Below are 12,887 nucleotides of genomic sequence, written 5' to 3'. Positions count from 1 at the left end.
GAAGACTTCGAAGCCTTGCTGCCGTGGAACTGCTCGCCAGAGATGCCACGGTAACCATTAAGCCCATCGTTTGGTATGTGGGGTTTATGAGGCGCTTACAAAGTACAGGCCGTTGCCATCTTGCTCCCGATACGTAGCGTGCTCAGGCTTCAGGCCTGCAAGCGTGGTATCTGCCAGTGGGCGGCGTTTGATGTTGCGTGTATGCCTCCAGTTCAATGAATCTCAAAGCATACAAGTGGGCACACACGGCGGGAAGTTATAGGGGTGGACAGGGATGGATAGCCAGAAACAAGAAAGCCCGCACTAGGCGGGCTTCTTGAGGTGTTTCGTAGACTGTCGGAGACAGGTCTAAACAGCTATATGGTGCACCCGGCGGGATTCGAACCCACGACCCCTGCCTTCGGAGGGCAGTACTCTATCCAGCTGAGCTACGGATGCTTGTGCGGGCGCCATCATACCCATGTCGACCTTGGGCGTCCATGCTGGTTTTCGGCCGTCTGCCGGCAGGATTCTGGAGTGTCGAGGCTCTGCCCCGGGCGGTATGGGTTGTTGGCACTGAACCAGGCGCAAGTACGCTTATCAGAAAACTTCGACAAGTACGCCGTTTTTGTTCTTTTTTTCGAACAGACTATTGTCCTTTACCCCCATTGATCCTAGGATTCGTTTGAGATTTCAAACGCTCCTCCCTGGGTGCTGAACCGCACATCTGTCTTTCGTGCGCTATTTATGTGCTTGCGCCCGGTGAATGATTTCCCTGACGGCAGCCTTCAAGGCGCCTTTCAACAACTCTAATTTGCTCCGCGCGCGCGCGGTGCTGTTAAGGAAAGCCGACATGCAGCTTAAAGACACCCAGTTGTTCCGCCAGCAAGCCTTCATTGATGGCGCTTGGGTCGATGCGGACAACGGTCAGACGATCAAGGTTAACAACCCGGCTACCGGCGAAATTCTGGGTACCGTGCCGAAAATGGGCGCCGCCGAAACTCGCCGCGCCATCGAAGCGGCCGACAAGGCCCTGCCGGCCTGGCGTGCACTGACCGCCAAGGACCGTGCGAACAAGCTGCGTCGCTGGTTTGAACTGATCATCGAAAACCAGGACGACCTGGCTCGCCTGATGACCCTGGAACAGGGTAAGCCGCTGGCCGAAGCCAAGGGCGAAATCGTCTACGCCGCCTCGTTCATCGAGTGGTTCGCCGAAGAGGCCAAGCGCATTTACGGTGACGTGATTCCCGGCCATCAGCCGGACAAGCGCCTGATCGTGATCAAGCAGCCGATCGGCGTGACCGCGGCTATCACGCCGTGGAACTTCCCCGCCGCGATGATCACCCGTAAAGCCGGCCCGGCCCTGGCTGCCGGTTGCACCATGGTGCTCAAGCCCGCCTCGCAAACGCCGTTCTCCGCGTTTGCCTTGGCTGAACTGGCCCAGCGTGCCGGTATTCCCAAAGGCGTTTTCAGCGTGGTCTCCGGCAGTGCTGGCGATATCGGCAGCGAGCTGACTAGCAACCCGATCGTGCGCAAACTGTCCTTCACCGGCTCCACCGAAATCGGTCGCCAATTGATGGCCGAATGCGCCAAGGACATCAAGAAAGTCTCCCTGGAGCTGGGTGGCAACGCGCCGTTCATCGTGTTCGACGACGCAGACCTGGATAAGGCCGTCGAAGGCGCGATCATCTCCAAGTACCGTAACAACGGCCAGACCTGTGTCTGCGCCAACCGCCTGTACATTCAGGATTCGGTGTACGACGCGTTCGCCGAGAAACTGAAAGTGGCGGTGGCCAAACTGAAGATCGGCAATGGTCTGGAAGAAGGCACTACTACCGGCCCGTTGATCGACGAAAAAGCCGTGGCCAAGGTTCAGGAACACATCGCCGATGCCCTGAGCAAAGGCGCAACGCTGCTGGCCGGGGGCAAGGTCATGGAAGGTAACTTCTTTGAGCCGACCATCCTGGTCAACGTGCCGAAGAACGCCGCCGTGGCCAAGGAAGAAACCTTCGGTCCATTGGCACCGTTGTTCCGTTTCAAAGACGAAGCCGAAGTGATTGCGATGTCCAACGACACCGAGTTCGGCCTGGCCTCCTACTTCTACGCCCGAGACCTGGGTCGTGTGTTCCGTGTGGCCGAAGCCCTGGAATACGGTATGGTCGGCGTCAACACCGGGTTGATCTCCAACGAAGTGGCGCCGTTTGGCGGCATCAAGGCTTCGGGCCTGGGCCGTGAAGGCTCCAAGTACGGGATCGAGGATTACCTGGAAATCAAATACCTCTGCCTGGGTATCTAAACCCGGCAAGGCATTGCGTTAAACGCAAAGGGCACGAGAGCGCTGTCCCTTTGCGTGTTTCAAAACGTTATTACGCAAGTGGCCGGAAAGCTGTGGCAGTCGATCATCGCATGCTGCCGTAGTTGCCTCCCGCCACGTACTCCTTGAGCTACGCCGCCCGATGAGCGGCGAATGAGGACTTTTTTGATGAGCAAGACCAACGCTTCCCTGATGAAACGCCGCGAAGCCGCAGTACCGCGCGGTGTTGGCCAGATTCACCCGATCTTTGCCGAGTCGGCGAAGAACGCCACCGTGACCGACGTTGAAGGTCGTGAGTTCATCGACTTCGCCGGCGGTATCGCCGTGCTGAACACCGGCCACCTGCACCCGAAAATCATCGCGGCCGTGACCGCCCAGCTGAACAAGCTGACCCACACCTGCTTCCAGGTGCTGGCGTACGAACCTTACGTTGAGCTGTGCGAAAAAGTTAACGCCAAGGTGCCTGGTGATTTCGCCAAGAAAACCCTGCTGGTGACCACCGGTTCCGAAGCTGTAGAAAACGCCGTGAAAATCGCCCGCGCCGCCACTGGCCGTGCCGGCGTGATTGCCTTCACTGGCGCTTACCACGGTCGCACCATGATGACCCTGGGCCTGACCGGTAAAGTCGTGCCTTACTCGGCCGGCATGGGCCTGATGCCTGGCGGTATCTTCCGTGCGCTGTACCCGAACGACCTGCACGGTGTGAGCGTGGATGATTCCATCGCCAGCATCGAACGCATCTTCAAAAACGATGCCGAGCCACGTGATATCGCGGCCATCATCATCGAACCGGTGCAGGGCGAAGGCGGTTTCTACGTCGCGCCTAAAGCCTTCATGAAGCGCCTGCGCGAACTGTGCGACCAGCACGGCATCCTGCTGATCGCCGACGAAGTGCAAACCGGCGCTGGCCGCACCGGTACTTTCTTCGCCATGGAACAGATGGGCGTTGCCGCCGACCTGACCACCTTCGCCAAATCCATCGCTGGCGGCTTCCCGCTGGCCGGTGTGTGTGGCAAGGCTGAATACATGGACGCCATTGCGCCAGGCGGCCTGGGCGGCACCTACGCCGGTAGCCCGATCGCTTGCGCTGCTGCGCTGGCGGTGATGGAAGTGTTCGAAGAAGAGCACCTGCTGGACCGCTGCAAGGCGGTGGGCGAGCGTCTGGTGACCGGCCTCAAGGCCATCCAGGCCAAGTACCCGGTGATCGGTGACGTGCGTGCCCTGGGCGCGATGATCGCTGTTGAGCTGTTCGTCGATGGCGACAGCCACAAGCCGAACGCCCCGGCCGTGGCCGCCGTGGTCGCCAAGGCCCGCGACAAGGGTTTGATCCTGCTGTCCTGCGGTACCTACGGCAACGTGTTGCGCGTACTGGTGCCGCTGACTTCGCCGGACGAGCAACTGGATAAAGGTCTGGCGATCATTGAAGAGTGCTTCTCCGAGCTCTGATTTAGCGTGACCTGATCTACAAAAAAACCGCTTCGGCGGTTTTTTTGTACCCTCAGAAACATATCGAGGGGATTTTCCTGTATCCAAATGCCTGCATTGTCTAAGGTGCAAGGATTGCAGAGGGAGCGTGCTGGATGGTTGCTGTTGATTTGCCTGCTGTACCCCGTGTGTTGATCGCCGAGGCGGACCCCTGGTCGCGGGATCTGCTCAAGCAGGTATTGTTGAATGTGCGCTGTGACGCACGGCTGGACGTGTGCGCCGACGGGCAGCAAGCGGCTGCGCTATTGAGTGAAAAACCCTACGACCTGATCATCGCCGACTGGGATCTGCCCGGCGTCGACGGCCTGAGCCTGTTGCGTACCGTGCGCCAGCGTCGACGTACACCGGCGTTGCCGTTCATCCTGCTGAGCACCCGCAACGACAGCGCCAGCGTGCGCGAAGCATTGCCCCTGGCGCCGACCGCGTACTTGACTAAACCCCTTAACATGGAAGGCCTGACCCAGCGTCTGCAGGACTTGCTGCTTAACGAGGGTGAAACCGTTTGCTGTGAAGCCCCGGCCCTGGCCGCCGGCATGACCCTTCCGGCGTTCCTGGAGCACCGCCGCGAACTGTCCGATGGCGCGCCGCTGCGGGTCGACGTCAAGGCGGTGGTGCAACACAGTCTTGCGCCGGAAGGCCTGGACCTCAGGCGCTTGGAAGAGCAGATCAAGGTTGATCCGCAAATCACCGCCGTACTGATCGCCGCCGCCAACAGCGCCGGGCATCACGGCGTGCCGGTGCAAACCTTGTCCATGGCCCTGCACAAGCTGGCGGCCGGGCAGAGCATGAATTTGATCCTGGGCCTGGCCCTAAAGCACAACGTGATCTTGAGCGACGCCAGCCTGGTGGATTACGCCGAACGTCACTGGCAACTGTCCCAGCGTACCGCCGATTACGCTCGCTCCCTCGCGCGGATGCTTGATCTGGACCATGAGCGCTGCTACAGCGCCGGCATTCTCCACCGGCTGGGCGATTTGGCGCTGCTGCGGTGTTTACAGGAGTGGCGCCAGGGCGGTGGCGAACTGGATGTCGAACTGATTGGCGAGTCCCTGTATACCTTCGGCGCCAACTACGGCTCGGCATTGCGCATCCGCTGGCGCTTGCCGCTGGAACTGCGTCAGCTGATCGCGGCGATTTATTCCCTGGAAGGCGGGGTGTATTCCCGTGAAGCACTGGTGGTGAACATAGCGGCGCAATTGGCGCGGCTGACCGAGCATGAAGGCGTCGAGGAACTGGCCAGGGGCAAGACGGCGCGGTTGCTCAAGGTAGGTTTGTCGGAGCTGATGCGCATCCGCAAGGTTTGATGCTGATCATCAGCCTGAGATAACTCGATTCTTGCCCTGGCGCTTGGCCTCATACATCGCCGTATCGGCTCGGGCGAACAGGCTGTCGAGGTTCGCATCGTCGCCAGTCATGTTTGCCAAGCCCTGGCTGGCAGTTACTCCGTAGCTCTGTTCTTCATGGCTGAAACTTAGCTGCGCAATCTCCTGCCCCAGACGCTCGGCCACCTGCCTGGCCATTTCCGGCGCGCAACCGGGCAGCGCTGCGGCAAACTCTTCGCCGCCAATGCGCCCGAATAAATCACCACGGCGTAAAACTCCTCGACCGCTCTCGGCGATACGCTGCAGCACCTGATCACCCTCCAGATGGCCGTAGGTATCGTTGACGGTCTTGAAGTCATCGATGTCCAGCAACAGAAATGCCAGTGGCGTGCCTTGGACGCAGGCGCGCTCGAATTCATGGTTGGCGCATTCGAAGAAGTGCCGACGGTTGCTGCTTTTGGTCAGCGCATCGGTGGTGGCCAGGCGTTGCAGTTCCAGCTCCAACTGCTTTTTTTCGGTGATGTCTTCAGCGATACCCACCACGATGATCGGCTGACCGGGTTCGGCCTGCTGGTTGGTAAAGCATTTATCGCTGAGCCAGCGGATCTGCCCGTCTGTGGTGATGATGCGGTACTGGCGGTCTTCCACGGCGCCTTTGTCCAGCACCAGCGCCAGGCTGTGTTCGGCGTGATCGACGTCTTCGGGGTGGATGCTGTTGTGCCATTCCCTATGGTCGGCCATCAACAGGTCCGCCGCGCGACCAAAAATGCGCTCGTAGGCTGGGCTGACGTACAGCACGCGACGGGTGTCCCACTCGATCGCCCACAGCACGGCGTTGACGCTGACCAGTAACGAACTCAACAACTGCTCGCGTTCACTCAGGCGCTCCACTTCGCCCTGGGCATGCTTGAGCGCCAGCAACGTGGCGGCAACCGCAGGTCGTGTCTGCTCAGCGATGGGAATATCGGGTGGGGAGGTTTTTTCGTGGACCATCGGCACAACTCTCTCTGGGCGTGCCGCAGGATCAGATAGCGGTCACAACAAGGTGCGCCAGGATGGCGAAGTGTTGTTTGAGAGAGGAGATTTGCAGCGAAGTTCCGTTATTGGTGGTGATTGAGACGGAAAATTCGGCGACTGTGCAATGGCGCCAAAAAACTGTGGGAAGGGGTTTCTGTGGCGAGGGGACAAGCCCCTCGCCACAACAAGCCCTCGGGCATCCAATCAGACCGTTGCAGGGCGCAGTGAGTAGGTTTTCAACTGATGGGCAAAGTCACGCAGGGATTGAATCCCGCTGGCCTCGGCCTCGTGGACCCATTCCTTGATCGCCGCCAGCATGTCGTGGCCATTGGTGCTGGTCTTGAGCCAGATCTGTTGCAGCGCCAGACGTTTTTCGTAGATCACTTTCAGCGCCTGGCTGTGCTCCAGCATGCTTTGGATGCGCAGGTGATGGCGGTCATCCAGCAGGCTGGTTTCCCGCGACAGCAGGCGCTTGGCGCGATGGAACTGGTGGCGGACGGAATGATCGACCTTCTCCAGCTCCTGCTTGACCAGCGGCGCAATCACCAACTTGCGATACTGGGCCATGATCTGGAAACGGTTGTTGAGGATCGCCATGGCGGTATCCATGTCCAGGTGGCCCTTGCCTTCGACCCGGTGGGCGATGGGCGCAACGCGCTGGACCTTGGCCAGGCGCAGGAAGCTGAACACCTTGATCCAGGCCCAGCCCATGTCAAATTCCCATTTCTTCACCGACAACTTGGCGGAGTTGGGGTAGGTGTGATGGTTGTTGTGCAGCTCTTCGCCGCCAACAATGATGCCCCATGGGATCAGGTTGGTCGCCGCGTCACGGCATTCGAAGTTGCGGTAGCCGACGGCATGGCCCAGGCCGTTGATCACGCCGGCGGCCCAGAACGGAATCCACATCATCTGGATGGCCCAGATGGTGATGCCGATGGTGCCGAACAGCAGCAGGTCGATCACACCCATGATTGCCACGCCCAGCATCGGGAAGCGGGTGTAGAGGTTACGTTCGATCCAGTCTTCCGGGCAGTTCTTGCCGTAGATGCGCAGGGTCTCGGGATTTTCCGCCTCGGCGCGGTACAGCTCGGCGCCCTTGCGCAGGACGGTGGACAGGCCCTTGATCACCGGGCTATGAGGATCGTCGACGGTTTCGCACTTGGCGTGGTGTTTGCGGTGGATGGCAGTCCACTCGCGAGTGTTCTGCGCCGTGGTCAGCCACAGCCAGAAGCGGAAGAAGTGTTTCAGGCCAGCATTGAGCTCCAGGGAGCGGTGGGCTGAATAACGGTGTAGATAGACGGTGACCCCGACAATGGTCACGTGGGTCATCAACAGAGTGACTGCCACCAGTTGCCAGGCCGACAAGTCAAGAAAACCGTTGTACCACATAGGTTGTATGGCCCTCAGATAAAGAAAAAAATAGCATCCGCATTATCACTCAGCACACGGATAAAACCAGTCACCGTTTCAGATAAGACTTACAAAGTGTTTCTTACCCTATACTCCTGACTCTTTGTAGGGTGATTCTGGTTTTTGAGTAAGGATTACTGACTATATGCTGTTTTCATACCGAGGTGCCCTGCGTGCAGGGCTGGTGTACCTGCTGGTTTCTATTGTGTGGATACAGCTCAGCCAGCGGTTATTGATCAATCTTTTCGATGAGCCGACGGAGTTGATCCACTGGTCGATAGTGCGGGGGTATGCCTGGATTAGCCTGAGTGCCCTTGTTATTTTTCTACTGTGCGCCCGTTTTGCGCGGACAAACCTGATCCAGCAACCCTTGAAGGAAAATCGCGAGCGCCTGCGCCAGGCTGCAGCGGTGTTCGATTGCACCCGCGAAGGGGTGCTGGTCACCGACGCCCAAGGCCTGATTGTCCACGTCAACCGTGCCTTTATCGAAATCACCGGCTACCGATGTGAAGACGTCATGGGTCGCCAGCCCAGCCTGTTTAAATCCGGGCGCCATTCGGCGGTTTTTTATGAAGAAATGTTCCAAGCCCTCGGGCGCGACGGCGAATGGAGCGGCGAGATCTGGAACCGCCGAAAAAGCGGCGAAATTTATCCACAGTGGCAGACGATCCGGGTCATCCATGATGATCACGGTCGAATCAGCCACTACGTAGCCGTATTCTCCGATATCAGCGCGATCAAACATTCCGAGCACGAACTGGCGCACCTGGCGCACCACGACCCGCTGACCGACCTGCCCAACCGCCTGCTGTTCACTGACCGTGCCAAGCAGGCGCTGGCGTCGGCGCAGACTAACAAGCGTGGTTGCGCGCTGCTGTTGCTCGATCTGGACCACTTCAAAATCATCAACGACAGCCTCGGCCACAATGTCGGCGACCAGTTGCTCAAGGCTGTGGGCGAACGTTTGCAAGGCCTGTTTGGGCCCGGCGTAACCCTGGCGCGCTTGGGGGGCGATGAGTTCGCGGTGCTGGCGGAAAGTTGTCCACAGGTGGTTCAGGCTGCCGCCATGGCACAACTGATCATCGACAGCATGAAAGATCCGTTTACCTTCGACGGCAATCAACTCTTTATCAGCGCCAGCATTGGCATCAGCTTGTTTCCCAGCGATGCCCTGAGCGCCGAGCAACTGCTGCGCAACGCAGACTCCGCGCTGTTCAAGGCCAAAAGTGCCGGCCGCGAAGATTACGCCTTGTACACCGAAGAGCTTACCGCCCACGCCCAGCACCGAGTAGCGATCGCCAGCGAACTGCGCCGTGCCCTTGAACAGCAGGAGTTGCGGGTCTATTACCAGCCTGTGCACGACCTGCAAGGCAGCCGCCTGATCGGCGTCGAAGCCTTGGTGCGCTGGCAACATCCAGTGCGCGGCCTGCTTGCGCCTGCGGAATTTATCCCCATCGCCGAACGCACTGGGCTGATTGTCGACATCGATGCGTGGGTCATGGACCAGGCCTGTCGCCAGATGTGCCAATGGCTGGCGCAGGGTGTGGACTTGTCGTTCCTTGCAGTGAATGTCTCCAGCCGCTTGTTTGCCCGGCGCGAGCTGTACGACCAGGTAGCCAAGGTGTTGCACGAGACCGGCCTGGACCCGGCCTTGCTGGAGTTGGAAGTCACCGAAAGCGCGGTGATGAACGATCCGGAAGTGGCCCTGGAGCAACTGCACCGCCTGCGGGAACTGGGCTTGCGCCTGGCCATCGACGATTTTGGCACCGGCTATTCGTCGCTGCTGCGCCTCAAGCGCTTGCCGGTGCAGAAGCTCAAGATTGACCAGGGCTTCGTCGCCGGTCTGCCGTGGGATGAAGATGACGCGGCGATCGTGCGGGTGGTGATTGCCCTGGCGCAGAGCATGGGCATGCAGGTGCATGCTGAAGGCATCGAGCAGGTTGAGCAGGCGCGGTTCCTGCTGGACCTGCAGTGCGACATGGCCCAGGGGTATTGGTTTGGCAAGCCGATGCCGGCCAATGAAATTGAGTGGGAGAGGGCGCCCGCGATTCGTTAGAACCCTGCTACGAAATATCTTCCCCGCAAAAAACCGTCGCAACCCCCCGCGCCGCCAGAAAATTCTTTCTGGTTATATAAACATTCTTAAATAGTATTTTTAAGAATATCCGCGCTTATCTACTATCGCCCTCACGCCGCAAGCAGTGCCGCCACTGCCAGGCACTTCTCATTTCAGGAGCACGACCATGAGCGCATCTCTACGTAGCGTTGACGGCCAGGACGAAGCAGCCATTTTGCGCGAGATCCAGAGCGCCCTGCGCGATCTGCGGTTTGGCGCAGTGGAGATCACCGTGCACAACGCACAAGTGGTACAGATCGAGCGCAAAGAGAAATTCCGTTTGCAGAATCCGGGTAACAAGTCGAGCTAAAGCAAGATCGGCGATTCGATTGCGTCACCTGTACTTATAAGAAAAAGCCAACACACAAGAATTTCAGGAGCTTCTCTATGTCGTCGATTCGCCGTTATGCCCTGGCTGCACTGGCCAGCGCCGTCTTTGCAGGCTCCGCCGTTGCCAAGGACTACGAGTTGCTCAACGTCTCGTACGACCCTACCCGTGAGCTGTACCAGGATTACAACGCTGAGTTCACCAGCTTCTGGAAGAAAGAGCATCCGGGCGACAACGTCAAGATCCAGCAATCCCACGGTGGTTCGGGCAAGCAAGGCCGGGCCGTGATCGACGGCCTGCGTGCCGACGTAGTCACCCTGGCCCTGGCCGGCGACATCGACGAAATTGCCAAACTGGGCAAGACCCTGCCGGAAAACTGGCAAACCCGCCTGCCGGACGCCAGCACCCCGTACACCTCGACCATCGTGTTCCTGGTGCGCAAGGGCAACCCTAAAGGCATCAAGGACTGGGGCGACCTGATCAAAAACGACGTCTCGGTGATCACCCCTAACCCGAAAACCTCCGGCGGCGCGCGCTGGAACTTCCTCGCCGCCTGGGCTTATGGCCTCAAGGCCGGTGGCAGCGAAGCCAAGGCCCAGGAGTACGTCAAGGAGCTGTTTAAGCACGTGCCGATCCTCGACACCGGCGCCCGTGGCTCGACCATTACCTTCGTCAACAACGGTCAGGGTGACGTGTTGCTGGCCTGGGAAAACGAAGCCTTCCTGGCGCTGAAAGAAGACGGCGGTGCCGACAAGTTCGACATCGTGGTTCCATCGCTGTCGATCCTCGCCGAGCCGCCAGTGGCCGTGGTTGACAAGAACGCCGAGAAAAAGGGCAACACCGAGATCGCCACGGCGTACCTCAATCACCTGTACAGCCCGGCCGGTCAGGAAATCGCGGCGAAGAACTTCTACCGTCCACGTGACAAGGACGTGGCCGCCAAATACGCCCAGCAGTTCCCGAAACTGGCCTTGGTGACTATCGACAAAGACTTCGGCGGCTGGAAAACTGCCCAACCGAAATTCTTCAATGACGGTGGCGTGTTCGACCAGATCTACACTGCCCAGTAAGCCACACTACCTGTAGGAGCGAGCTTGCTCGCGAAGATCGTCAACAATGACGCGGGCATTCTGAATGAACGCGCTGCCCTTGAGTTCTTCGCGAGCAAGCTCGCTCCTACAGTGGCATCTACCCGTTAACCAAGGACTTTTATGTCGCGTCGTACCTCCCCCGTCATACCCGGCTTCGGGCTGACGCTGGGCTACACCTTGGTGTACCTCAGTCTGATTGTGCTCATACCGCTGGCGGCGATGTTTGTGCATGCCGCCCAACTCACCTGGGATCAGTTCTGGGCCATCATCTCGGCGCCTCGCGTGTTGGCGGCGTTGAAGCTCAGCTTCGGCACCGCGCTGTACGCCGCAATCATCAACGGCGTGATCGGCACGCTGCTGGCCTGGGTGCTGGTGCGCTACACCTTCCCCGGCCGCAAGATCATCGACGCGATGATCGACCTGCCGTTCGCCCTGCCCACCGCAGTGGCCGGTATCGCACTGACTGCTTTATATGCGCCTGCCGGCCTGGTGGGCCAGTTCGCCGCCGACCTGGGCTTCAAGATCGCCTACACCCCGCTGGGCATCACCCTGGCGCTGACTTTCGTCACGCTGCCATTTGTGGTGCGTACGGTGCAGCCGGTGCTGGCCGATATCCCCCGGGAAATCGAAGAAGCTGCTGCCTGCCTGGGTGCCAAGCCGTTGCAGGTGTTCCGCTACATTCTCGTACCGGCGTTGCTGCCCGCCTGGCTGACCGGCTTCGCGCTGGCCTTCGCCCGAGGTGTCGGTGAGTACGGTTCGGTGATTTTCATCGCCGGCAACATGCCGATGAAAACCGAGATCCTGCCGCTGCTGATCATGGTCAAGCTCGACCAATACGACTACACCGGCGCTACCTCCATCGGCGTGCTGATGCTGGTGGTTTCCTTTGTCCTGCTGCTGCTGATCAACTTGTTGCAGCGGCGCATCGAACGTCCATAAGGAGGCGCGCACAATGTCCCAATCGTCTATTGCCGCCGCCTCGTCGGCCAACGCTGCCCGCCGTGGCAGCGCCGTATCCCGGCGCATCCTGATCAGCCTTGGCTGGCTGGTCTTCGCCCTGTTTTTGCTGCTGCCGCTGTTTATCGTGGTGTCCCAGGGCCTGAAACTGGGTTTGGGTGCGTTCTTCGCCGCGATCTTTGAACCCGACGCGCTGTCGGCACTGAAACTGACAGTTATCGCCGTGCTTATTTCGGTGCCGCTCAACGTGGTGTTCGGGGTCAGCGCCGCCTGGTGCGTGAGCAAGTACTCGTTCCGTGGCAAGAGCATGCTGGTGACGCTGATTGACCTGCCGTTCTCGGTATCGCCAGTGATCGCCGGCCTGGTCTATGTGCTGATGTTCGGCGCCCAGGGCTTCTTTGGCCCGTGGTTGCAGGATCACGACATCCAGATCGTCTTCGCCTTGCCGGGCATCGTGCTGGCGACGATCTTCGTCACCGTGCCGTTCGTGGCCCGTGAACTAATCCCGCTGATGCAAGAGCAGGGCACCCAGGAAGAAGAAGCCGCACGCCTGTTGGGTGCCAACGGCTGGCAGATGTTTTGGCATGTCACTGTGCCGAACATCAAGTGGGGCCTGATCTACGGTGTGGTGCTGTGTACTGCGCGGGCCATGGGTGAGTTCGGTGCGGTGTCGGTGGTGTCCGGGCACATTCGTGGCGTCACCAATACGTTGCCGCTGCACGTCGAGATTCTCTACAACGAATACAACCACGTCGCCGCGTTTGCCGTTGCGAGCCTGTTGCTGATCCTGGCGCTCTTCATCCTGCTGCTCAAGCAGTGGAGCGAGAACCGTATCAACCGCCTGCGCGCAAGTAGCGGTGAGGAATAA

The 12,887-nt window shown here is 59.4% G+C and carries 10 protein-coding genes and 1 tRNA gene; 8 read left to right on the top strand and 3 right to left on the bottom strand.

Annotated elements, in window-relative coordinates:
• Nucleotides 1–361 precede the first annotated feature (361 nt).
• Nucleotides 362–438 (bottom strand) — tRNA-Arg (locus ACZRJ6_RS24480).
• A gap of 394 nt (nucleotides 439–832) precedes the next feature.
• Between ACZRJ6_RS24480 and gabD the strand changes: the two genes are divergently transcribed.
• From gabD to ACZRJ6_RS24465, 3 genes are all read left to right on the top strand, one after another.
• Nucleotides 833–2,275, top strand: a complete 1,443-nt coding sequence (gene gabD / locus ACZRJ6_RS24475; RefSeq protein ID WP_149414235.1) for an NADP-dependent succinate-semialdehyde dehydrogenase — start codon at nucleotides 833–835, stop codon at nucleotides 2,273–2,275.
• Nucleotides 2,276–2,461: 186 nt separating this feature from the next.
• Complete coding sequence (gene gabT / locus ACZRJ6_RS24470) at nucleotides 2,462–3,739, top strand: 4-aminobutyrate--2-oxoglutarate transaminase (RefSeq protein ID WP_149414234.1); 1,278 nt, start codon at nucleotides 2,462–2,464, stop codon at nucleotides 3,737–3,739.
• 134 nt (nucleotides 3,740–3,873) lie between these two features.
• Nucleotides 3,874–5,082: an HDOD domain-containing protein gene (locus ACZRJ6_RS24465; protein ID WP_463968894.1), complete on the top strand. Its 1,209-nt coding sequence runs from the start codon at nucleotides 3,874–3,876 to the stop codon at nucleotides 5,080–5,082.
• A gap of 9 nt (nucleotides 5,083–5,091) precedes the next feature.
• Here the strand turns inward: ACZRJ6_RS24465 and ACZRJ6_RS24460 are convergent, their stop codons facing one another.
• Nucleotides 5,092–6,093: a GGDEF domain-containing protein gene (locus ACZRJ6_RS24460; protein WP_463968895.1), complete on the bottom strand. Its 1,002-nt coding sequence runs from the start codon at nucleotides 6,091–6,093 to the stop codon at nucleotides 5,092–5,094.
• Between the two features lie 228 nt (nucleotides 6,094–6,321).
• The gene (desA, locus tag ACZRJ6_RS24455) at nucleotides 6,322–7,506 is read right to left on the bottom strand and encodes a delta-9 fatty acid desaturase DesA (RefSeq protein WP_463968896.1); all 1,185 of its coding nucleotides are present in this window, start codon (nucleotides 7,504–7,506) and stop codon (nucleotides 6,322–6,324) included.
• 166 nt (nucleotides 7,507–7,672) lie between these two features.
• Between desA and dibA the strand changes: the two genes are divergently transcribed.
• The 5 genes from dibA (at nucleotide 7,673) to cysW (ending at nucleotide 12,887) form a co-directional block, all read left to right on the top strand.
• Entirely contained in the window at nucleotides 7,673–9,583 is a 1,911-nt protein-coding gene (dibA, locus tag ACZRJ6_RS24450; protein ID WP_463968897.1) for a phosphodiesterase DibA, read from the top strand.
• A 187-nt stretch (nucleotides 9,584–9,770) separates the two neighbouring features.
• Entirely contained in the window at nucleotides 9,771–9,953 is a 183-nt protein-coding gene (gene oscA / locus ACZRJ6_RS24445) for a sulfur starvation response protein OscA (protein ID WP_463968898.1), read from the top strand.
• 77 nt (nucleotides 9,954–10,030) lie between these two features.
• Nucleotides 10,031–11,041 carry a sulfate ABC transporter substrate-binding protein gene (locus ACZRJ6_RS24440; protein WP_149414229.1) on the top strand — a complete coding sequence of 337 codons (1,011 nt, stop codon included), beginning with the start codon at nucleotides 10,031–10,033 and terminating at the stop codon, nucleotides 11,039–11,041.
• Between the two features lie 141 nt (nucleotides 11,042–11,182).
• Nucleotides 11,183–12,001, top strand: a complete 819-nt coding sequence (gene cysT / locus ACZRJ6_RS24435) for a sulfate ABC transporter permease subunit CysT (RefSeq protein WP_133103001.1) — start codon at nucleotides 11,183–11,185, stop codon at nucleotides 11,999–12,001.
• A 13-nt stretch (nucleotides 12,002–12,014) separates the two neighbouring features.
• A complete protein-coding gene (gene cysW, locus ACZRJ6_RS24430; protein WP_463968899.1) occupies nucleotides 12,015–12,887 on the top strand; it encodes a sulfate ABC transporter permease subunit CysW in 873 nt (290 codons plus the stop codon).

The organism is Pseudomonas sp. C321 (assembly GCF_055407105.1).
The sequence above is the reverse complement of the archived record's forward strand: the minus strand, read 5'-3'. Positions and strand labels throughout refer to the sequence as shown.